Consider the following 20,157-nt stretch of genomic DNA (forward strand, 5'->3'; position numbering starts at 1 on the left):
GGTCATGGCGCTCAGTTTGAGCCTTCCGCTCGGCGGAGGTCAGTGCGCTGTGTCACAGGTCCCGCATGACAGAAGTCAGCTCTCCCACCAAGTCGGCGTGGCCGTCGTCGGCCAGGTCGGGCAAGGCGGATGTCCATACGGGGGGCAGACCAAGTACGAGAGAAAGGGACAGTGGGGTGTTGAGGCGCTGCTCAGAGGGGTTGTTTGTCAGGCGATGTGACCCTCCGCTTGGGTTTGGTTGCGGTTTGATGAACACGGCGGTTCGGCAGGGTTGATCACCGCTACGGTTTTCGGCGTCTGGACGCCGGAAGCGAAGCGAGGGACGGCCCTGGAATGACGTGGATCGAGCGGACCGCCTACCCACAGTTCAGCGGCTGACGTCGGCGCGAGTGCTGCACGTGTTCTTCACGCCCTCGCCGGAAGAGGTGGCCTGGGCCGAAAAGCGCACCGGCAGCCCGGAGTCGTGCTTCGCGTTGGTGCTGGCGTTGAAGTGCTTTCAGCAGATGGCGCGTTTCCCGTCCCCGGATGAGATCCCCGAGGTGGTGATCGACCACGTTCGGCGCTGTCTGGAGTTGGCCGAGGACGTCTGGCCGGACCATGGCTCCTCCAGCAGTGCGAAGGCGCATCGCAAGCTGGTGCGCCAGCGTCAGGGCGTGAAGTACGACGCGGGCCGGCCCGGGCCGGCTCCGGTTGGAACTGCTCGGGTACACAATGGAGGACCTGGCCACCAGCATCCGCGCCGAGGTGAACGCCACCGTCTTCGCCACGATCCTGCGGCGGATGGGCGAGGCCGGGCGGGCCCGGATGGAGGGTCTGCTCGTCGTCGGGCCGGACGGCAAATCGACGTTCAACCGGCTCAAGAAGCCCGCCCAGCGGGCCACCTGGTCGCGCTTCCGTGAGCAGGTGGCATGGCTGGACCAGGTGGACGCGCTCGGCGACACCGACGCCTGGCTGGACGCCATCGCCCCGTCGAAGATCGCCGACTTCGCCGGTGAGGCCGACGCCCAGGACGCCGACACCTTGTCGCGCTACGACCCGGTCAAGCAGGTGGCGTTGCTGGCCTGCCTGACGCACACCGCCCGGATACGGGCCCGCGATGACCTGGCCGAGATGCTGTGCAAGCGGACGTGGAGCGGGGCGCCGAGTACGTGGTGGAGAGCGGCGGCCTCCGGTTAGCGGCGGGCCATCCGGCCCATGAACCGGACGATCAGGCGGCGCGGCAGGATCTTGCTGGCGAGGGCGAGCGGGCGCCCGTTGGTGATCACCGACGGGGGCGCGGAGCGGCGGTCGAGCGTGTCGAGGGCCGTCCTGACGACGTGCTCGGGGGTGGCTCGCTTCGTGCCGTAGTCGGCCGACTGGCTGCCCGCGACGTCGTAGAACTCGGTCCGCGTGGCGCCGGGGCACACGGCGAGAACGCGTAGGCCGGTACCGCGGGTCTCCTCCCACAGCGCCTCGGTGAAGCTGAGGACGAACGCCTTGGTGGCGCCGTAGACACTCAGGTACGGGGTCGGCTGAAAGCCCAGCAGACTCGCGACGTTGATCAGGACGCCGGTGTCGGCGGAGGCCAGCGGGTCGATGTAGGCGCGGCTGAGGTCGACCAGCGCGCTGACGTTCAGCGCGATCATGCTTTGCAGGCGGTCCGGGTCCTCGTTGGTGAACGCGTCGTGGGTGCCGAAGCCAGCGTTGTTGACCAGTCCGGTGGCGTAGATGCCGCGGGACTCGAGTTCGGCGCGCAGCGTGCGACCGGCGTCGGGCAGGCCGAGGTCGCGGGCGACGACGGTCACCGTGACGCCGTGGGCGCGGGTGAGTTCGGCGGCCAGGTCCTTGAGCCGGTCCGCCCGGCGGGCGACAAGCACGAGATCCGCGCCGCGACGGGCCAGCTGGCGCGTGAATTCCGCGCCGAGCCCGGAGCTCGCTCCGGTGACGATGACGGTCTGGCGGCGGTAGTCGACTTTGCTCATGGCATTCACTCTATGCACGTATATGCACGCCGTGCAAGTTGCTACATCGTGTGATCCTCCGTACCATCGGTGCATGGCTCAGAAACCGACACCCCTTCGGGAACAGACCCGCTCGGTGGTCCGCTCGCTGCTGGCTCGGACCGCTATCGAACTGTTCGCCGCCAAGGGGTACGACAACACGACGCTGGAGGAGGTCGCCGCCGCGGCGGGTGTCTCTCGGCGGACCCTGTTCAACTACTTCCGCAACAAGGAAGACCTCGCGCTCAGCGGCCTGTCCGAGCAGGGTGAAGCGATCGCCGCGCGGCTCGCCGAGCGCCCCGCCGAGGAGGACGCCTGGACGTCACTGCGCGCGGCGTTCCAGGTGCTCGAGGACATCGACACCACGCCTGAGCGCCGGCTCGAAATGATCACGCTCTTGTTCGGCAACGAGTCCCTGCGCGCCGGGCACGCCGAGAAGCAGGCCCGCTGGCAAGACCTGTTCGCACCGCTGATCGAGCCGCGACTGCCCGACTCCGACCACCGCACCCTGCGGGCGCGCGCGATCGCGGCCGCGGCGATCACGTGCCTGCAGGCAGCGAACGAGGAGTGGGTGCGCCTGGGCGGACAGGTCGACCTGTTCGACCTCTACGACGCAGCGGTGCAGGCGATCCGCCGCCCGGCCTCACCACCAGAGAAGAAGATGACATGACCGATCGCCTGCCCGCGGCAGACCTGCCGAACATGGCCGCCGCCCTCCGCGCCGAACGCGCCGAAATGCTGAACTTCACCAGCAGCCTCACCGACGACGAATGGACCGCGCCCAGCGCCGCAGCTGGATGGCGCATCGCCGACGTCGTCGCCCACATCGGTGCGACGGCGCGGAGCTTCTACACACCCGCCGGGCTGCGCACGATCTTCGCTGCCAGCCTCGAACGGGTGAACGAGGACCCCGTCGACCGACGGCGGGACTGGAGCCGTGCCAAGGTAATGGCCGAGTACCAGCGCGCCGGCCGGCGAGCCACCACGCTCCTCGACGTCGTGAGACGCACGCCCGCCACCCGAGTGCGGGTACCGCTGGCCGAACTCGGTCGCCACCCCATGGGTCTGATGATCGGCGGCGCACTCGTCTTCGACCATCACACGCACCTGCGCCACGACATGGCCCCTGCGCTCGGCCGGCCCGTGCCGCCCACCGATGCGGACAGGATGCGCGCGGTCCTGACGTGGATGATCGCCGTACTGAGCAATCAGGTCGCGCAGGCGCCAGTCGCCGGGCTCGACGCCCGCGTCGCACTCACTCTCACCGGCCCCGGCGGCGGGACCTGGTGGATCGACGAGGCAGGCGGCCTGACTCCATCCAACGGTGCGGTCGCCGCGCACGTCACCGCCCCCGCGCTGACCTTCCCCGACTGGGGCACGCAGCGGTCATCCTGGCGCGACAGCGACGTCACGGTCACCGGCGACACCGAGCTCGCCGCCCGCTTCCTCGACGCCGTCAACGTCATCTGATCGCGGCACGAGAAGCCCGCCTCCCAGGCAGCCCCCGGACCGCTTGTTCGCTACTTCTGGTGGCGGCGAGTTCTGGCCGGGATGCCTCGGCTTCGAGTCAAGCCCCGGATCCGCCCTGAACCGGCAAGCGCCTTCATGTACGTGATCCCGGGTCACAGGGGGCGCCCGTCGCAGTCGTAGTACTCGCCCGAACCCCGCACGTGCGGCACGCCCGCGACTTCCAGGCAAGGCCTCATATAGACAAGACGCCCGGGAGGCGATGAACGGTTGGGGCATTCCCGAAATCCGTACGGACATGATCATCTACGGCCGGGCATACCGCCGATATACCACCGACATACCACCGCTCCCTACGATCCTTTGACGGATGCAAGTCAAGGTAACGGAAAGGGCATAATGCGACTGAGCACCATACTTCGGCATGCGGCGATCGTCGGGACCGCGGGACTGACGTTGTCGATCGTCGGCGCCGGCGGCGCTTCCGCCTCTGCGTCGGCCGACAAGACTCTCAGCGGCAGTTGCTCGTCGGACCCCAAGGGTTTCAGCGGCTCGGCACGCTACTACTTCAACGGCGTAGGGCGTGACGTCTTCACCAAGTTCACGTACACGATCGGCGGTCGCGCCGGATCGAATACCGACGTGGCCATCGATGTCTATTCGGACAAGAACAACGCACCCGACACGTGGTGGAGCGGTTGGAGCACCGACAAGGCCAAGGTGGGCACGAAGAGCGTGACCGTCAGCATCCCCGCCTCGTCGAAGGACAAGGTCTACGTTAAATTCTGGGTGCGCTGGGACCTTCCGGGCCTCGACCCCACGTGCAGCTTCCAGACCAAGCGGATCTAGCGGCCGATGAACCACCGCGCACTTGTCGCGTCCCTGCTGGCGCTGGTGGCGGTCACGTCGTGTTCCACCGGCGGTGAGCAGGAAATTCCGCCGGTCTTCGTCGCCGCCTCCTCGACGGGGGCGATCGTGTACGACCCGCAGACCGAATCGCACCTCGGGTACGCCTCGGACGGGCGGCACGTGTGGACGGACAAGCAGGCTGCCGTCTGCGCGGCCCGGTGCCCTGAAGCGGCCTTCTCCACCGCTACCCGGAAGGTGCTGAGCCGGCGGGGCGATGCGGACACGGTCGTCGCCGAGGGAGGCACGCTCCAGATCCAGCGTTCGGACGGCAAGAAGGAGAGCCATCAGGTCGCCGGCGTGGAGAACGTCCTCTGGCGGGAGAGCCCCGACCGGACGACGGCTCTGCTGCTCTACGCCGACCCCACGCTGCCCGGCGGTGAGATCCTGCGCTTCCAGCGCGACGCTCACGGATGGCGGGCTACAGGGGAGCGCGTGCCCGCCGGGGGGTTCTGGGGTGGCTGCGTCGGCGGAGACTGGGCGGTCCTGACCGGCGAGCGCGGAGGGATACTCAAGGACGGGACCATCGTTCCCCTTCAGGTCAATCTCGACCAGCCCGGGGAATGCGTGGCCGGTACGCGAGGGGGCGCGGTGGTGTCCCGCTACGTCGACCAGCGCGGAACCCATCACACCGAGGTTCGCGGCATCGACCCGAGCGGGCGGCAGACGTGGTCGCGCGATGTCGCCGCTCGGGCCGGTGTGATCGCCGATCCGTCCGGTACGGCGGTCGGCCTGGTCCACGATGGTGAGCTGGAATTGCTCGACGTCAAGGGGGAGGTCCGCGAGCGGCGCGAGGACGTCGTCGCGGCCAGCTTCACTGAGACCGGCCGCCTGGTGACGGTGAACGCCGACGGCAAGGTCACCTGGGCTGCATAAAGCTCACTCATCCGCGTGTCAGACGGCGTGTACGCCTGTGCGAACGTGCCGGGCCAGTTCGGCCAGCCCACAAGCCTCATCGCTGTGCAGCGAGATCTCATCGGCGTGACGATCCCAGCGCTGATCTGTCGCGGCCGCTGTCCGATCGGACGTTGGTGTCGCGGGCCGGTCTCCGATGAGTGAGGTGGCGGGGCCGCGCGGGGTGCTGCGCGTCGGTGATCGGGTGCGGTTCGACGGCCGCGTCCTTCAGGTGGCGGGGCTCGAGGGCACGATGGTGCGGCTGGTGGACGAGCTGGGGATCGCCTCGCTGGTGTTGTTCTCCTATCTGATGGCCTCCGAGGGCTTTGAGCTGCTGGACTCCGAGCCCGGTGGGACCGGGCTGCCGCCGTTCGGGCTGTTGGACACGGTGCCGGAGGGAGCGCTGCGTAAGGCGCGGTTGCTGGAGCGGCATCTCATCGAGGTCGAGACGGGGTTGCTGCCTGACGTGGCCGACGGCACATTGCCCAAACGGAGTACGACCCGCGCTGGCGCACGATCGGTGAGCGGCTCGCGGCCAAGGCGGCGGAGCTGAAGGCGCTGGGGACGCCGCTGTCCGAGCGGAGCCTGCATCGCCTGCGCGGATCGTGGCGTGATCAAGGTGTCTGGGGGCTGGTGGATCGCCGCGCCTTGCGCACCCCGGACCCGATGGGGCGGTGCGATGAGCGGTTCGTGGCTGCGCTGGTGGAGGTGCTGGCAGCCCAGGAAGACGCTTCCACGGGCACCAGGAGCCGAGTGCTGGTGCAGGCCAGGCGGCTGGTGGCTGAACGGTTCGGTGACGGGGTGGTGCCGATCCCGTCCCGCTCGACGTTCTATCGGCTGGTACGTGAGCTGACCCAAGGCAAGCACGCCTTCTCCGCAGCGACCACGCGCCGGTCTCAGGCACGACGGCCCGAGGCTCCGTTCACCCCGACGGCGGCGGCGCGGCCGGGCGAGGTCGTCCAGATCGACACCACCCCGCTGGATGTACTGGCCGTATTGGACGATGGCATCACCGGCCGGGTGGAGCTGACCATCGCGGTCGACGTCGCCACCCGGACCATCTGCGCAGCGGTGCTGCGGCCGGCGGTGCGTCTGCCGAAAACTACATCCATGCAGTTCAAGCGGCATGTGAGTACTCGTGGAGGACTCCGCCGAGTCGGTCCCGTCTGCGTACGTTGAGCTCGGCGATTCGTCCTGTATCCGTGATCGGGTCCGGGACGGTGCGCAGCGGGGCCGCTTGGGCCAGGGCCTGATGGGCGCGGTGCTGGTTGTAAAACCGTTCGTACTCGCGCAGAGCGTGGCGCAGGTGGCGTTCATTCCACAGCAGGCAGCGGTCCAGAAGTTCTCGGCGGCACGACTGCACCCACCGCTCCATGACCGCGTTCATCCGCGGCCTGCGGATCCCGGTGAGCACGGTCCGGATGCCAGCCTCAGCCAGGATCTCGTCCATCAGGGCCGGGAACTTCCCGTCCCTGTCGCGGATCAAATAGCGGGCCCGGCACCCAGCCTCTTCCAGGTCCATCACGAGGTTCTTCACCGCCTGCGTAACCCAGCTCGTGGTCGGGTGGGCGGTGGTGCCCAAGACGCGGATGCGCCTGGTGGAGTGCTCGATGACCGCCAGGATGTACTGACGTTGACCATTGAGGTAATGGTCTCGATGAAATCGCAGGCCAACAATGCCTCGGCTTGGGAGCGTAGGAAGCCGGCCCAGGTGATAGTCGCCCGTTCGGGTGCCGGGTCAAGGCCTTCCTGCTTGAGGATCTCCCACGCGGTGGAGGGCGCGACCTTGATACCGAGCGTGGCCAGCTCGCCGTGTACTCGTCAATATCCCCAGGACGGGTTCTCGCGAACCAATCGCAGGATGAGAGTGCGGATGGAGCGGACCGTGGGTGGGCGCCCTGGTCGCTTCGGCCAGCAGGTACGGGCGTGACGCCGTTTCAGTAGGTCGCGGTGCCAGCGCAGAACGGTGTCCGGCCGAACGAGCAGCCGCAGTCGGCGCAGGACCTCGCGCGGTAACGGCGCCAGCAGGGGCGAGGAAGACTCGGTCCTCGGGGGCGAATCGCACCCTCGTGCCGGCGTCGAGCTGCCGTTCACCTGGTGGCGGAGGGCAAGGATCTCGGCGTCCTTATCCCGATCGCCCATCGGCAGCAACCGCAGCGCGGCAAAGGCGTTCGTGATGGTCAGATAGGCCAGGCGAAAGAGCACAAGTGATCATCATGCCGCGTTCGGCTGCCTTCGAACGCCGAGGGCTGGGCGCAAGCCAGGAGGAACGAGCAAGCGGTATGACCTGCGCAGATGACATTATCGGCAGGCGCAGGGTTCCCCGGCCACGAGCTGACCGCGCTCACGCAGGCGATGGCCGAGGTGTGCGATAACCCCTACGACCCGCTCACCAGCATGGCGACCGACGACCCGCTCGTACGACGGGCAGACTTCGGCGACGGCCACGGGTTCGTGACATTCCTCGTCCTGGACCACGTTGGCGTGGTCCGGATCGTCGACATCACCTGGGTCGGCTAACCGACCCCAGAGCGGCGGACTGGCGCGCGCGTGAGCCGCACGGCCGGGCACTGACCACACAAGCGCCAGCCCGACCGGGCCCCCGGGACCGCCCAATCTGGGCGCTTATAGGCTCAATTGGTGCTCACCTTCGCCTTTGACGTCGGAGAAACCATCGTCCGCGACGGCCGATATTGGGCCGCGTGGGCAGACTGGCTCGGCATCCCCCGGCACACGCTGTCCGCGCTCGTGGGCGCAGTCGTCGCTCAAGGAAGGGACAACGCCGAGGCGCTCCGGCTACTCCGGCCCGGCATCGACCTCAACGCCGAATACGAGGCGCGCGAGGCCGCCGGCCGCGGCGAACGCATCGAGGAATCCGACCTCTACCCGGACGTCCGGCCCGCGCTCGCAGGTCTGCGCGCGGCCGGCCACCGCGTGGTGATCGCCGGGAACCAGACCGCTCGCGCCGCCGAACTGCTCCGCGCGCTCGACCTCCCCATCGATGCGATCGCCACCTCCGGGGAGTGGGGCGTGGCCAAGCCATCGCCCGAGTTCTTCACCCGGCTGATCCACTTCGCCGGAGCCACACCCGACCAGATCGTCTACGTAGGAGACCACCCCGCCAACGACATCACCCCGGCTCAAGCCGCTGGGCTCCGGACTGCCCACATCCGGCGCGGCCCGTGGGGGCACCTGTGGGCTGACGCACCGGAAGCGGCTGCGGCTGACTGGCGGATCAACGCACTGACCGAGCTCGCCACCATCGTCACCTAGCCCTGGGCAGACCTGTCACCAGGTCGCTACAGTCCGAGATGAAGCCTCGCACTGGAGCTCCCGATGCCTTCAAGCCCCCACGGCGGAATCGGTAAGCGCATCGCCTACCACCGCAGCGTCGCCCACCTGACGCAGCAGCAGCTGGCGGACGCCGCGACCATCCATGTGGGCACGCTGCGGACGATCGAACGCGGAGCCAGGGGTGCCAGCGACGGGATCCTGGAGTCGATCGCGGCGGCGCTCGGCATCGACCCGTCCATCCTGCTGGCCGACCGGGCGCAGGCAAGCTCCCGCATCCGGGCGGCGATCCCCGGCCTGTCGGCCGCCATCGCCGCCTACGACCTTGTAGGGCGTCAAAACTCGCGCACGTGGTGTGAGCTGGGGCTTCTTCGACCGAGTTAGGCGGCTCGGCGGTACTCGTTAATCACCCCTCCGAGTATTTCGCGGCGCTTGATCCGGCCTTCCGTCGGCACCACCGTATGCTCATCATGATCGGGTGGTCGTTGCTCGCGAGCCTGATGTGGCCGATGCGTGTTGTAGTGATCGCGATACTCGTTCAGGACCGAGCGCAGGTGACGTTCGCCGTAGATCAGCATGCGGTCGGTGCACTCGGCGCGTGCCGTCCGGATCCAGCGCTCGGCATAGCAGTTTGCCCTCGGGGTCCGTGGCGGAGTCTTCAGCACCGTGATGCCCACGGCGGCGAACACCTCGTCGAAGACGGTCGTGAACTTGGCGTCCCGATCGCGGATGAGGAAGCGGAAGGACCCTGCCCGTTGGCCGAGATCGAGCAGGAGGTTGCGGGCCTGCTGAGCGGTCCACGCGCCGGTCGGGTGGCTGGTCACGCCCAAGAGGTGCACGCGGCGCGTGTGGACCTCCATCACGAACAGCACGTACAACCGCTTCAGAAAGATCGTGTCAACGTGGAAGAAGTCGCAGGCCAAGAGGCCTTTGGCCTGCGAGCGCAAGAAGACTCGCCAGGAGGTGTCGAGATGTCGGGGCACCGGGTCGAAGCGGCTCGAGGGCAGGATGCGGCGTACGGTCGCCGCGCTGACCTGGAAGCCAAGCCGCACCGCCTCGCCTTGCACCCGTCGATGGCCCCACGCCGGGTTCTCCCGCGCCAAGCGAATAATCAAATCCCGGCGCTCCCGGCTCGTCCTAGGAAGCCCGGGCCGACGCGGATGGGTCCACGCCCGCCGCAGCAGACGACGATGCCAGGCCAGCAGCATCCCCGGTGTGACCAGCCGATGATTGCGCAGCACCACCGGCAGCCACCGGGCCAGCGCCGCGAGAACGGCCCGATCGGCCCAGTCCGGCTTCGGCCGTCCGGCCTGACGCCGCAGCACCGCCACCTCATGACGCAACACCATGATCTCCGCGTCCTTCGACGCCTGACTGCGGCCCAGCAACATCAGCCAGCCGAACACCCGAAGCATGATCAGATAGAGCAGGCGGACCAGCACAAGACGCGATCTTGCCTGCGAGAAATGACCCGGTCAAACCACAGGTCAGAGCCATCATTGACGCGGTACAGGATCCGCTGCGGTCTGCGTTCCAGCGGCAATCGTGGCCGTCCTCCTGTGCGACCTCGGGCGCCGAACGTATGTAGCCAGATGACGTCCCTGCCGACCTCCGTCGCGGCCTCCCAAAGTCGACGGTCGGCGGTGAGCGGGACGCGGATCCTGTGCCGCTCGAATATCGAGTTACGAGGCCTGAGCTGCGGTTAAGCGGCGTGGTAGTATTCGCTGATCATGCTGGCGGCGACGCGTTTTGGGCGGTTGGTTCGCTGGTCGTTGGGGTCGGTCACCTCGTGGGCGGGCTGCGTTGAGATGTCCGGAGGTCGTTGGTGCCGGGGCCGGTGTGGCCGATGCCGGTTGTAGTGGATCACGTATGGCGTTCCCGTGGTCTGCCGGACGCGCCGGGCAGTGTTCCCTGACTTGGCTCACGTTCAAGATCGAATCCGGGCCGTAGGCCGTTGACCTGCTGGTTGGCCGCGGAAAGCGGCGTGCGCACTCCGCGGCTCACAGGAGATCGAGCACATCGGCTCCGCGCACGACGCAGAGTCGGGGATGCTCAAAGCGGTCGCGCGGCAGGCGGCTGGCCGCCTGCCGCGCAGGAAGAGCTGGACCTCGGGCTGGACGACGCTCCGGGGTGCCGTCCAGGATCACGTAGACTACTCGCCCCCGGTGGCCCGATGCCTTCGTGTTCACGTGCTTCTGTTTGGTGTGGCCTCAAGCGTCCCAGCGCTGGTTGGCGCCGCCCCAGCAGGTGTACTGCTGGAGGCGGGCGCTATTTGCCGTCGACTGGCCGGCCACGTCGAGGCACTTGCCCGAGTGCCGGGCGACGATCTCGACGTAGCTCGTGCCGGACACGGTGCGGAGTTGCCACTGCTGGTTGGTGCCACTGCCGCACGTGTACTGGATGACGGCCGCGTTGTCCGCGGTGGAGGCGTTGTTCACGTCGAGGCACTTGCCGGAGTGCTGCGCCACGATGTTGTGGTAGCCGTTGCCCAGATCGCGCAGTTGCCACTGCTGGTTGGCGGCCCCGGTGCAGGTGTACTGGATGATCTCGGCGGCGTTCGCGGTCGAGCCCTGCAGGACGTCGACGCACTTGCCGGAGTTCTGGTTGACGATCTGGGTCGTCGTTGCGCCACCGCCGCCGTCGACGGCGTCGCCCCAGCCGTAGCGCAGGCGGTTCGCGCCGGACTGGTTGCGGATCGTGAGGTTGAGGTCGGTGCCGCTGCCGCTCCTGGCGTACATCGAGTACCAGTCGTAGCCGATGTCGCCGGGCTTGCCGCCGATGGCCGGCCAGTAGGTGCCGCCCATGGCGTTGTCCCGCATCACCTGGGTGACGGCGCGGATGTGGCGGACGAAGTTGTCCGTGCTGTTCGCGTCGGCGTAGTTCAGGCCGTTGTTCATCGGAGCCCCGAACTCGGTGACGACCGCCCGCGAGGCGCAGTTGCCAAGGCGGGTCTGGACGTGGGACCGCCAGCCGTCGTACGTGTTCGCCGAGTAGAAGAACGCGTAGTGGTGGAACGAGAACAGCGTGCCGGCGAAACGCGAGTCGTTGCACAGGTCACGGAGGTCCTGGCTGAAGCCGGTACCGCCGACGAGCACCCGGTTCGGCGGGGCCGAGTAGTGGTAGTCCAGCCAGTCGGCGGCGATGTTGCGCCATTCGGCCGAGCTGTAGCCGTGCGGCTCGTTCATCGGCTCGAAGTACACGAGGCTGTTCGATCCGTACTGGGAGGTCACGGTCGACCACATCGAGTTCCACGCCGACAGGTTGGTGATGCGGCCCCCGGAGGCCGCGCCGTCCTCCCAGTACGCGAGGATGACCTTCCACCCGCGCGCCGTGGCGGCGTCGACGGCGCCGCGGTAGGCGTTCCACCAGGTGGTGCCGACGGTGTGGGTGTTGATCGGCAGCCGGACCGTGTTCACGCCGAGTGTCGATTGCATGTCGTCGTACAGCGCGTTGGCCTTGGCCTGCACCGTGGCATAGCTGTCGGAGCCACTCAGCCCGTCGACGACGAGCGGGCCGGTGCTGAAGTTGTCGCCCAGCACCGCCCAGTTCATGCCGCGGAACTGACTGGTCGCGGCCGCTGCGGGCGTCGTCCATAAGCTCACCGCGGTGATCGGCAGGAGCAGCAGGGCTGCCAGTCCGGCGAGCAGCCGCCTGGCTCGGGATGTGTCCATGAGGGAACCTTTCTCGTGCGTCGTCGCGGTGGTCTGCTCACGGGCCGGAAGGTCGCATCGGCCGATCCGGCAGAGATGGTCCTGGTGCCTGGCGTAGTCGCGCGCGGTCGGGCGGGCACGACGAGACGTGGTGCTTGTCATGGTTCTCCTTGAGGGCATGCACCATGGACCGGCGGCACTGCCGGTTTGTGCACGCTCACGGCGTGATCGTTGACACCCGCCCGGAGAGAAATCCGTCTATCAAGCCCAAGTTAGCGCTAACACATCGCCGAGAAAAGATCGTGTGACAACCGATCCTGGCGGGAGAAGCCCTGGCCGGGGGAAGACATGGGACATGCCTCTCCCCACGATCGCGGAACGGGTTCTGGAGGAGTTACGTCGTTCGAGTCGTCCGCTCGACGATGACGAGCCGGCTCGCCGGTTGGATGTCAGCCCTCGCCAGTCGATCAACCAGGTGTGCCGGAAGCCGGCCCGTGCCGGGCGGCTCCGGCGCTACACGGGTCCGGAAGGGAAGATCGTCAACGATGTGGGGCAGATCGCCTTCCTTACTCCGCAGGAGGTGGGAGCACCTGCCGCCGCGCGACCACCCCGACCGGCGCACCTTCAACCTCGACATGGTCGCGCTGGGCTGGGCCGCCACCTTAGTGATCTTCTCTGAACCAAGAAGTTGATCAAGGACCGGGTTTGCGATAAGCATGTTCAGGCAGGGAGTTCCGATTTTGCCAGGGTCGGCGCCCGCGTCGTGCGCAGAATCTCGCCGTAGGAGGCCGCCCCCCTTCCCGCCGTAGCCGAGGCCATGGACGCAGGCGCCAGCGCTGACGACGACTCGAACCTGCAGATGCAAGCGGTGAGCTTCGCCAACATCCTTACCGCGAGCAGAGAGCAAGCGTCAGCACCGAACTACTGGAACCCATGCAGGCGCTGCTCAACCGGGCTATCGCCGCGCAGCGTGGAGGAGCAGACACGCCGAGCCTGATCGGGATGCTGAGCGCCGATCCTGTCTCGGCCGGATAGGCACCAGATGGCCATCGCACACCTCGGCTGCCGACTGCCGTAGGCCTTTGCTGCCAGAAACACCTACGGCGGCTGCTCCTTTACCTCAACAGAGTCAGTTGTCCTTGGTTGCGGGCGTTGCAGCGCTGGGCGGAGAACCTGTACCCGACACGCACGCCCGCGCTGGTGGATGGACTGAACGAAAGAGGGAGGCCCCCGGAGGTGCCAGCGCTGGTTGGTTCCTCCAGTGCAGGTCCAGATGCGTGCCTTGGTGCCGTTGGCGGTGCCGCTGACGTCCAGGCACTTGTTGGGCCCGACGGCGGTGATGGTGCCGTCGGTGTTGAGGCGCGACTTTCTGGTTGTTCTGGCCGTCGCCGGTTCGGGGCTAAGACAGGTCTTCCTACCGGCACCCCCCTGGGTTACTACCGGCAGATGCTCCGTGCCGTTCCATCCGACACACCGGTGGTTTCCCAAGCCCGTAGGACGACAAGCGCTGTCCATGCTCCGGATCCAGTTATCGAAGGTGCAGGTCAAGGACCCGTCGAGCGAGGTTTCCCAGCCTGGCGGGCAGAGCAGGGAAGGCGAAAAGGACCCGGGAGAGAAGGAAGATCGACTATGACGACAGCACGAGATGTCATGCACCGCGGTTGCGAGTGCCTGCGAATCAACGACAGCCTTGCCGAGGCCGCCCGGCGGATGGCCGAGTTGAATGTCGGCTCCTTGCCGGTCTGTGACGAGAACGGCCAGCTCAAGGGGATCGTCACTGACCGCGACATCGTGGTGAAATGCACCGCAAAGAACAAGAACCCGGCCGAGGTCAAGGCTGGCGACCTCATCGAAGCTCCGGTGCGGTCCATCGACGCCAACGCCGACATCGACGAGGTCCTGCACCAGATGGCCAAGCACAAGATCCGCCGTATGCCGGTGCTGGAGAACAAGGAATTGATTGGCATCATCAGCCAAGCCGACCTCGCGGCAAAGCTGCCCCAAAACAAGGTCGGCGAGTTGATGGAAGCCATCTCGGCCACCTCTCGCTGAAACGGCCACGACCCGCCCGGAATCGATGTTCGGCTACCGCGAGGCTGAGGAAACGACCCACGGGGAGTGACCCCACCGAGCCAAGGGCCGACCAAACGAGCGATGTCGAGGGATGGGCGTCTGACAGGTCTCTTCCCGGACACCCCTGTGCCGCCAGACGCCCACGTTCCTTGCCTCAGGGGACCCTCCCCGATCAGGGTCCCCTCCCAAGCCGGCGGAGCGGCTGCTGGGCGCGGTCGAGGCGATCTTTAGGATCTGGCTGAGGTGCGGTGTATTCGCCTTGACCCGATTGTCCTCTTTGCAGGCCGTTGGAGTTTCCGGCGTACCTGATCGAGGAACAGCTATGAGGGACGGCGGTACGGCCACACCAGAGGTGCCTCCCACGCCGGCGGCACCATCACGCACGTCAGGACGCCCCCCTCGTCCGCGAGGAGGGTAATGACCGCATGTTCCTGACCCGCGTCCTCACGACGTCAGCGACGCTGCTCCACGGGGTGTTGCCCGACCCCCTGCGGAGCGCTTTCCCCTGCCCGCGGCGGCTCACCACTTGCCCGGGAGGGTTCCATATCGACCTGCACGACATCGGCGGGCCCGGTACGGAGAGCGCGGCCGAGCGGCTCGAGGACATGCTGCTCGAACAACCCGGAGTCGAGCGAGCGGAGGTCAACGGGCGTCTCGGCGGCGTTTTCGTGGGCTGCGATCCGGATGAGGCCGACCAGGACAAGCTGATGGCGATCGTCGCCGAACTCGACGAACAGGAGAAGCGGGCGCACCACACGCCGATCCGGCTGGCCGAGGAGCACGTACGCGCGACGATCCGGCTGGCCGCCGGCGTGACGGGCATCGGGCTGGTGTTCGCGGGCAGGGCGGGCAGGCTGCCGCGTCTCACCCCCGCCTTCCCCGCGCTGCTGCACCTGGCGGAATCCACGCCGATCCTGCGCGAGGAGCTGGACCGGGTCCTCGGCCGCCGCGCCACGACCGCCCTGTTCACCTCGGCGACCCTGATCACGCAGACGCTGACGCTGCGCCCGGTCGGGCTACTCGCGCACACGCTCGTGTCCGCCGGCCGCTACGTCGAGGCGCGAGCCGGCCGGCAGGCCTGGGACCTGCTGGAAGAGCGGCTCGCTCATCAGGCAGGCGCATACCGGCACATCAGGACGGCGGCGCGGCTGCGGCCGTGCCCCCGGCCCCATGGCCCGATCGAGCGTTACGCGGACGTGGCGAGCCTGGCGGCGGCCGGCGGGTACGCCGTCACCCGGGTCGCCACGCGCAGCAAGCAGCGGGCTCTGGCCATCCTGATCTCAGCCACGCCAACGGTCGCCGCCGTCTGCCGCGACGCCTTCGCGGGGGCGGTCAGCCGCGCGCTGGGGCAGCGTGGCTCCGTCGTCTTCGAAACCGAAGCTCTGCGCCACATGGACCGCGTCGACACGGTGATCCTCGATGCCGACAGCATCACAACCGGTTCGTGGACGATCGACCGGCTTGTGCCTCTCAGCACCGGCCTGGACGCCGGCGAGCTCGGTGCCCGGCTCTGCTCACTGATCGACTTCGCCGATCCGTCCGGGACTTGGACCAGCGAGGACACGGTTGTCGGACCGCTCGCCGATCTGGACAAGCACCTCCCGGCGGAGGCTCCCGAGTGGCGAGCGCGAGGGTTGCTGCCGATCGGCGTGACCAGGGAAGGCCGCCTGGTCGCGGTCGCGGGACTGGCCCACGAGCTCGACCCCATGGCGGAGGCCGTCGTCGACACGGCCAAGGCGGCGACGACCGTGATGCTCGCGGGAGACGACGGGGGGCTCGCTCAGCGGCTCGCCATCGAGCGGCTGGTTCCCGGTGGTCCCGAACTCGGTGACGCGGTTGTCGAGCTGCAGTCCGAGGGGCACTGCGTCGTCGTGGTGTCACGAGGGTCCTGTCAGGGCCTAGTTCATGCGGACATCGGCGTCGGCGTGATGGACGAATCAGGGACCGTGCCCTGGGACGCCCACGTGGCCGGCGACCTGAGCGGCGCCCATCTGCTCCTGAGCAGCCTGCCCAGAGCCGTGCGCGTCAGTCGTAACGGCGTACGGCTCAGCGCTGCCGCGGCCGTCGTCGGCGGCCTGGTGGCGATGGCGGGCCCCGAGGCGACGTCGCTTCACCGAGGGCAGCTCGTGAGCGCCGGCGCCTCGGTGATGGCCCTCATCCTGGGCGAGGGGGCCGGGCGCAACGCCGGCCGCGTCCCGGTCCCCACCCTCGCCGACGCCAGGTCGGCCAAGGACGTCCTCGCCCGGCTGCACTCGTCCACCCACCGTATCGCGAAGGCGGAAGCCGTACAGCGCCGTGGTGTCGCGAGACAGGGTGGAGCCTGAAGGCCCGCACCCGCTCGCGTGCACGCGCCTGTAACCCCACGAGGGGTTCTCCCGGACCAGCCGCAGAATAGGCATGCGGATGGAGCGCACGGTGGGTGGACGCCCTAGTACCCTCATGATTCAAGACACGCTCACTGAGCCTGAATGGGCCGACGTGCTCACCGACGTGGACCAACCGGCGGGGCCTGAGGCCGCTGTTTCACACCAATAGGACGCCGTACGGGACGGTGCAGTTGCGGCGCGATCGCCGCCTGGATCTGACCGGGCCGCCAGTGCCTGCGCAACAGAGCTGACGCGAGCCCGGCCGTACGCAGGACCAGGGGGAAGACAATGCGCAGCAGCGTTCGCTTGGACGAGCCAGAGCAACTGGTCGGCGCGGGCGAGTGCGGGATCGGTGAGCGTCATCCGCGGATGGCCCTGGTAGGGCCAGGTGAGCGCGACCAGTCGGTCGGTCTCGGTGAGCACCGGGTCGCCGGGGGCCAGGGAGGCGGTGTGACCGTCCGGGCCGAGGCCGAGATGGACGAGATCGAATCGGGCCGGCAACAGCTCGGCGTATCGTCGTGCGGCGGCTTCCAGGTCGGCGTCGGTCACCGGCATGGGTACGACCTCGGCGCCCACCGCGCCGAGGCTTTCTCGCAGATGGGTCAGGTTTCGATCCGGATCGCCATCGGGTGCGACGCGCTCGTCGGCCTGGAAGATGGTGATGTTCGGCCAGGGCAGGTCGCGGGTGACGAGCGCGGCGAACATCTGCCATGGCGTGTGGCCACCGCTGACTGCGAAGGTGAAGCGCCCATGGTCGACGACCGCAGTGGTGGCGAGATTCGCGACCTCGTCGGCGGCGCGAGCGGCCACGGCGTCCGGGCCGTCGAGGATCTGCAGGTTCGTGGCGCGTTCAGGCGCGGTCCTTCTTCTCCGCGTGGCCACCGAATTCGGCTCGCATCGCCGACAGCGCCGCGTCGGAGAAGCGGCCGAGCCCACGCGAGCAGAACCGCTCGAACAGCGCCGCGCCGATCACGGGCGCGGGCACGCTCTCCTCAATCGCGGCGATCAGCGTCCAGCGCCCTTCGCCGGAGTCCGAGACACGCCCGCGGAAATCCGCAAGCTCCGGAGATTGGGCCAGCGCGTCGGCCAGCAGATCGACCAGCCACGAAGCCACCACCGACCCGCGACGCCACACCTCCGCCACCTCGGCGACGTCGATGTCATACCGGTAGGCATCGGAATCGTGAAGCGGTGCGGTCTCGGCGTCGACGGTCTGTTCCTTCGCCCCCGCATCCGCGTGCCTGATGATGGACAGGCCCTCGGCGATCGCGGCCATCATCCCGTACTCGACACCGTTGTGGACCATCTTCACGAAGTGCCCGGCGCCGTTCGGGCCGCAATGCAGGTAGCCGTGCGGGGCGGTGCCGTCGCGGGTCCGTCCCGGCGTCGGCTCTGCGGTTCCGGTGCCGGGAGCGATGGTCGCGAAGATTGGGTCGAGTCGCTCGACGGGCTCGTTCTCACCGCCGATCATCAGACAGTAGCCGCGTTCCAGCCCCCACACCCCGCCGGAGGTGCCGCAGTCGATGTAGTTGAGCTGCTTGGCGGCGAGCTGGTGGGCCCGGGTGATGTCGTCGCGGTAGTAGGAGTTGCCGCCGTCGATCACCGTGTCGCCTGCGTCGAGTACCTCGACGAGCTGGTCGAGCGTGGATTGCACGATCCCGGCGGGAAGCATCAGCCACACGGCCCGGGGCCGCTCCAGCTTGCCCGCGAGATCGCGAAGCGACGTGGCGCCGGTCCCGCCCTCGGCCTGCAGAGCAGTGACCACGTCTTCGTTGACGTCGTAGACGACGCAGTCGCGCCCGTCGCGGATCAGCCGGCGGACGAGGTTGGCACCCATCCGGCCCAGGCCGACCATGCCCCGTTGCATGGGTCTGTCCGTTGCCATGGTTCCTCCAAGTGGTTGTCTCTAGGTCTGCTTCAACCTCCGGTAGTGGCGGATCAGCGCGTTCGTCGACGAGTCGTGGGCGAGCCGCGGTTCGGTTTCGTCGGTGAGTTCGGGGATGATCTGGACGGCGAGCTGCTTGCCCAGCTCGACAACCCACTGGTCAAAGGAGTCAATGCCCCAGATCGTCCCCTGGGTGAACACGCTGTGCTCGTACAGCGCGACCAGCACGCCGAGGATCCGCGGGGTGCGGTGTCGTAGGCCAGCAGCGGCGACACCTCGAGCCATACCCACCCGTCGCGTCGGTGCGTTCGTGGATGGGCAGGAACGCATCGGCGGCCCGCTGGAGGTCCTCGACGGCCAGCTCGAAGAACAGGCCCTCACCAGAGAGACCCGCGCCGGCCTTGGCGCGGATGGCGTCATCGTAGGCGCCGGACTCGATCGCCGCATCGAAGATCGACGGGGTCGAGGTGAGCCCGGTCACCGCGTAGTCGTCGATGTAGCGGCGGATCTGCCCGGCCTCCAGCATGCCGCGGGTGATGTTGTCCAGCCACAGACTCTGGCCGAGCTCATGCAGGGCTTGCGTCGCCTTCACCGCGGGCCTCCTTCCGTCTCCTCACCAGCTCGCGGGCCGTCTGGGACACCTTCTCCGGGGTGAAGCCGAACTTGGAGAGGAGCTGCTTGAGCGGCGCGGACGCACCGAAGGTGTGCATGCCGACGATGGCGCCGCCGGGACCCACGTACCGGTCCCAGCCCAGCGTCGATGCCTGCTCGATGCCCACCCGGGCGGTCACCTCCGGTGGCAGCACCTGGTCGCGGTACTCAGGCGGCTGCCGGTCGAACAGCTCCCAGCACGGCATGCTCACCACCCGCGCGCCGATGCCTTCGGCGGCCAGCTCCTCCCGTACGGCGACCGCCAGCGCCACCTCCGAGCCGGTGGCGAGCAGGATGACATCGATCCTCCCGTCCGGGGCGTCCGCGAGCACGTACGCGCCCTTCGCGACCCCTTCGGCGCCGCTCAGCCGTGACCGGTCGAAGGTGGGAAGCGCCTGCCGGGACAGAACGAGCGCGGCCGGCTCCCGGCGCAGCCCGAGGACGATGCGCCACGTCTCGACGACCTCGCTCGCGTCGGCGGGACGGAAGACCAGCAGCCCGGGCATGGCACGTAGCGAGGCGAGCTGCTCGACCGGCTGATGCGTGGGACCATCCTGGCCGACGCCGATGGAGTCGTGGGTGAAGATGTGCACGACCGGCAGCTCCATCAGCGCGGACAGCCGGATCGCGCCCCGGGCGTAGTCGGAGAAGATCAAGAACCCCGACCAGTACGGGCGGAGCTTGGTCAGCGCCATGCCGTTGGCGACCGCCGCCGCGGCGTGCTCCCGGACCCCAAAGTGGAAGTTGCGGCCGCTGCGATCATCGGATTGGAAGCAAGATCTTTTAGTGTCGCGCAGTGCCGTTTGATAGTAGTTCGTGCCGTCTCCGCATTCATTGCGTGTCAGGCGGTGCCGGGCCCTGAGGACACGTGACGGGGCGTACGAGCACGCACCGAGCACGGCTAACAACCCCATTTGATCATTGCATCGTGGCTCCACAGAATGAATCCCTTACTCCAGGGCACGCCGTCACTACGTGATGGCCGTCGCCGTGCT

At 68.0% G+C, this 20,157-nt stretch carries 22 protein-coding genes and 1 pseudogene; 12 read left to right on the forward strand and 11 right to left on the reverse strand.

The window, feature by feature from the left end:
• Positions 1-333: 333 nt before the first annotated feature.
• Positions 334-1,125 (forward strand): annotated as a pseudogene (locus ACTWPT_RS57520) (DUF4158 domain-containing protein); the annotation flags it as partial.
• Positions 1,126-1,172: 47 nt separating this feature from the next.
• On the opposite strand, the gene ACTWPT_RS57525 reads toward ACTWPT_RS57520, so the two are convergent.
• Complete coding sequence (locus tag ACTWPT_RS57525; RefSeq protein WP_443186023.1) at positions 1,173-1,961, reverse strand: SDR family NAD(P)-dependent oxidoreductase; 789 nt, start codon at positions 1,959-1,961, stop codon at positions 1,173-1,175.
• A gap of 73 nt (positions 1,962-2,034) precedes the next feature.
• Here ACTWPT_RS57525 and ACTWPT_RS57530 point away from each other — a divergent pair, with 73 nt between their 5' ends.
• The 6 genes from ACTWPT_RS57530 to ACTWPT_RS57555 all read left to right on the forward strand — a co-directional run bounded on the left by ACTWPT_RS57530 (position 2,035) and on the right by ACTWPT_RS57555 (position 6,425).
• Complete coding sequence (locus tag ACTWPT_RS57530) at positions 2,035-2,649, forward strand: TetR/AcrR family transcriptional regulator (protein WP_443186024.1); 615 nt, start codon at positions 2,035-2,037, stop codon at positions 2,647-2,649.
• Positions 2,646-3,449: a maleylpyruvate isomerase family mycothiol-dependent enzyme gene (locus ACTWPT_RS57535; RefSeq protein ID WP_443186025.1), complete on the forward strand. Its 804-nt coding sequence runs from the start codon at positions 2,646-2,648 to the stop codon at positions 3,447-3,449. Before ACTWPT_RS57530 ends, ACTWPT_RS57535 begins: the two co-directional genes overlap by 4 nt.
• A 396-nt stretch (positions 3,450-3,845) precedes the next feature.
• On the forward strand, positions 3,846-4,295 hold the full coding sequence (locus ACTWPT_RS57540) for a hypothetical protein (protein ID WP_443186026.1): 450 nt from the start codon (positions 3,846-3,848) through the stop codon (positions 4,293-4,295).
• 6 nt (positions 4,296-4,301) lie between these two features.
• A complete protein-coding gene (locus ACTWPT_RS57545) occupies positions 4,302-5,228 on the forward strand; it encodes a hypothetical protein (RefSeq protein WP_443186027.1) in 927 nt (308 codons plus the stop codon).
• Positions 5,229-5,403: 175 nt separating this feature from the next.
• Positions 5,404-5,799, forward strand: a complete 396-nt coding sequence (locus tag ACTWPT_RS57550; protein ID WP_443186028.1) for a hypothetical protein — start codon at positions 5,404-5,406, stop codon at positions 5,797-5,799.
• Positions 5,800-5,879: 80 nt separating this feature from the next.
• Positions 5,880-6,425, forward strand: coding sequence for a hypothetical protein (locus tag ACTWPT_RS57555; RefSeq protein WP_443186029.1), 546 nt, complete (start codon positions 5,880-5,882; stop codon positions 6,423-6,425).
• Here ACTWPT_RS57555 and ACTWPT_RS57560 read toward each other — a convergent pair.
• Positions 6,364-6,828 (reverse strand): integrase core domain-containing protein, encoded by a 465-nt coding sequence (locus ACTWPT_RS57560; RefSeq protein ID WP_443186030.1) that lies wholly within the window; start codon positions 6,826-6,828, stop codon positions 6,364-6,366. The genes ACTWPT_RS57555 and ACTWPT_RS57560 overlap by 62 nt on opposite strands.
• A gap of 713 nt (positions 6,829-7,541) precedes the next feature.
• Here ACTWPT_RS57560 and ACTWPT_RS57565 point away from each other — a divergent pair.
• From ACTWPT_RS57565 to ACTWPT_RS57575, 3 genes are all read left to right on the forward strand, one after another.
• Positions 7,542-7,766: a hypothetical protein gene (locus tag ACTWPT_RS57565; protein ID WP_443186031.1), complete on the forward strand. Its 225-nt coding sequence runs from the start codon at positions 7,542-7,544 to the stop codon at positions 7,764-7,766.
• A 120-nt stretch (positions 7,767-7,886) separates the two neighbouring features.
• The gene (locus ACTWPT_RS57570) at positions 7,887-8,519 is read left to right on the forward strand and encodes an HAD family hydrolase (protein ID WP_443186032.1); all 633 of its coding nucleotides are present in this window, start codon (positions 7,887-7,889) and stop codon (positions 8,517-8,519) included.
• A 63-nt stretch (positions 8,520-8,582) separates the two neighbouring features.
• Positions 8,583-8,921: a helix-turn-helix domain-containing protein gene (locus ACTWPT_RS57575; protein WP_443186033.1), complete on the forward strand. Its 339-nt coding sequence runs from the start codon at positions 8,583-8,585 to the stop codon at positions 8,919-8,921.
• On the opposite strand, the gene ACTWPT_RS57580 is transcribed toward ACTWPT_RS57575, so the two are convergent.
• From ACTWPT_RS57580 to ACTWPT_RS57595, 4 genes are all read right to left on the reverse strand, one after another.
• A complete protein-coding gene (locus ACTWPT_RS57580; RefSeq protein ID WP_443186034.1) occupies positions 8,918-9,979 on the reverse strand; it encodes an integrase core domain-containing protein in 1,062 nt (353 codons plus the stop codon). The genes ACTWPT_RS57575 and ACTWPT_RS57580 overlap by 4 nt on opposite strands.
• Complete coding sequence (locus ACTWPT_RS57585) at positions 9,955-10,215, reverse strand: type ISP restriction/modification enzyme (RefSeq protein ID WP_443186055.1); 261 nt, start codon at positions 10,213-10,215, stop codon at positions 9,955-9,957. The genes ACTWPT_RS57580 and ACTWPT_RS57585 overlap by 25 nt, the downstream gene beginning before the upstream one ends.
• A 532-nt stretch (positions 10,216-10,747) precedes the next feature.
• Positions 10,748-12,208 (reverse strand): RICIN domain-containing protein, encoded by a 1,461-nt coding sequence (locus ACTWPT_RS57590; RefSeq protein WP_443186035.1) that lies wholly within the window; start codon positions 12,206-12,208, stop codon positions 10,748-10,750.
• A gap of 1,077 nt (positions 12,209-13,285) precedes the next feature.
• Positions 13,286-13,702 carry a ricin-type beta-trefoil lectin domain protein gene (locus ACTWPT_RS57595; protein ID WP_443186056.1) on the reverse strand — a complete coding sequence of 139 codons (417 nt, stop codon included), beginning with the start codon at positions 13,700-13,702 and terminating at the stop codon, positions 13,286-13,288.
• 114 nt (positions 13,703-13,816) lie between these two features.
• Between ACTWPT_RS57595 and ACTWPT_RS57600 the strand changes: the two genes are divergently transcribed.
• A complete protein-coding gene (locus tag ACTWPT_RS57600; RefSeq protein ID WP_443186036.1) occupies positions 13,817-14,239 on the forward strand; it encodes a CBS domain-containing protein in 423 nt (140 codons plus the stop codon).
• Between the two features lie 446 nt (positions 14,240-14,685).
• Positions 14,686-16,584, forward strand: coding sequence for a hypothetical protein (locus ACTWPT_RS57605; protein ID WP_443186037.1), 1,899 nt, complete (start codon positions 14,686-14,688; stop codon positions 16,582-16,584).
• A gap of 120 nt (positions 16,585-16,704) precedes the next feature.
• Here the strand turns inward: ACTWPT_RS57605 and ACTWPT_RS57610 are convergent, their stop codons facing one another.
• From ACTWPT_RS57610 to ACTWPT_RS57630, 5 genes are read right to left on the reverse strand one after another with little or no spacing between them, the layout of a single operon-like run.
• Positions 16,705-17,436, reverse strand: coding sequence for a 6-phosphogluconolactonase (locus ACTWPT_RS57610; RefSeq protein WP_443186038.1), 732 nt, complete (start codon positions 17,434-17,436; stop codon positions 16,705-16,707).
• A 40-nt stretch (positions 17,437-17,476) separates the two neighbouring features.
• Entirely contained in the window at positions 17,477-18,511 is a 1,035-nt protein-coding gene (gene gnd / locus ACTWPT_RS57615; protein WP_443186039.1) for a phosphogluconate dehydrogenase (NAD(+)-dependent, decarboxylating), read from the reverse strand.
• Positions 18,512-18,532: 21 nt separating this feature from the next.
• Complete coding sequence (locus ACTWPT_RS57620) at positions 18,533-18,712, reverse strand: hypothetical protein (protein ID WP_443186040.1); 180 nt, start codon at positions 18,710-18,712, stop codon at positions 18,533-18,535.
• Positions 18,681-19,103: a transaldolase family protein gene (locus ACTWPT_RS57625; protein ID WP_443186041.1), complete on the reverse strand. Its 423-nt coding sequence runs from the start codon at positions 19,101-19,103 to the stop codon at positions 18,681-18,683. Before ACTWPT_RS57625 ends, ACTWPT_RS57620 begins: the two co-directional genes overlap by 32 nt.
• Positions 19,078-20,076, reverse strand: a complete 999-nt coding sequence (locus ACTWPT_RS57630) for a transketolase-like TK C-terminal-containing protein (RefSeq protein ID WP_443186042.1) — start codon at positions 20,074-20,076, stop codon at positions 19,078-19,080. The genes ACTWPT_RS57625 and ACTWPT_RS57630 overlap by 26 nt, the downstream gene beginning before the upstream one ends.
• Positions 20,077-20,157: the final 81 nt, after the last annotated feature.

The sequence above is a fragment of the Nonomuraea sp. 3N208 genome (assembly GCF_052245935.1).
Taxonomy (GTDB): domain Bacteria; phylum Actinomycetota; class Actinomycetes; order Streptosporangiales; family Streptosporangiaceae; genus Nonomuraea.

Excerpts from the sequence above, each read along its gene's own strand:
- ACTWPT_RS57525 (WP_443186023.1), bottom strand. The coding sequence starts at position 1,961 with ATGAGCAAAGTCGACTACCGCCGCCAGACCGTCATCGTCACCGGAGCG.
- ACTWPT_RS57530 (WP_443186024.1), top strand. The coding sequence starts at position 2,035 with ATGGCTCAGAAACCGACACCCCTTCGGGAACAGACCCGCTCGGTGGTC.
- ACTWPT_RS57535 (WP_443186025.1), top strand. The coding sequence starts at position 2,646 with ATGACCGATCGCCTGCCCGCGGCAGACCTGCCGAACATGGCCGCCGCC.
- ACTWPT_RS57540 (WP_443186026.1), top strand. The coding sequence starts at position 3,846 with ATGCGACTGAGCACCATACTTCGGCATGCGGCGATCGTCGGGACCGCG.
- ACTWPT_RS57545 (WP_443186027.1), top strand. The coding sequence starts at position 4,302 with ATGAACCACCGCGCACTTGTCGCGTCCCTGCTGGCGCTGGTGGCGGTC.
- ACTWPT_RS57550 (WP_443186028.1), top strand. The coding sequence starts at position 5,404 with ATGAGTGAGGTGGCGGGGCCGCGCGGGGTGCTGCGCGTCGGTGATCGG.
- ACTWPT_RS57565 (WP_443186031.1), top strand. The coding sequence starts at position 7,542 with ATGACATTATCGGCAGGCGCAGGGTTCCCCGGCCACGAGCTGACCGCG.
- ACTWPT_RS57575 (WP_443186033.1), top strand. The coding sequence starts at position 8,583 with ATGCCTTCAAGCCCCCACGGCGGAATCGGTAAGCGCATCGCCTACCAC.
- ACTWPT_RS57590 (WP_443186035.1), bottom strand. The coding sequence starts at position 12,208 with ATGGACACATCCCGAGCCAGGCGGCTGCTCGCCGGACTGGCAGCCCTG.
- ACTWPT_RS57595 (WP_443186056.1), bottom strand. The coding sequence starts at position 13,702 with ATGGACAGCGCTTGTCGTCCTACGGGCTTGGGAAACCACCGGTGTGTC.
- ACTWPT_RS57600 (WP_443186036.1), top strand. The coding sequence starts at position 13,817 with ATGACGACAGCACGAGATGTCATGCACCGCGGTTGCGAGTGCCTGCGA.
- ACTWPT_RS57605 (WP_443186037.1), top strand. The coding sequence starts at position 14,686 with ATGTTCCTGACCCGCGTCCTCACGACGTCAGCGACGCTGCTCCACGGG.
- gnd (WP_443186039.1), bottom strand. The coding sequence starts at position 18,511 with ATGGCAACGGACAGACCCATGCAACGGGGCATGGTCGGCCTGGGCCGG.
- ACTWPT_RS57630 (WP_443186042.1), bottom strand. The coding sequence starts at position 20,076 with ATGGGGTTGTTAGCCGTGCTCGGTGCGTGCTCGTACGCCCCGTCACGT.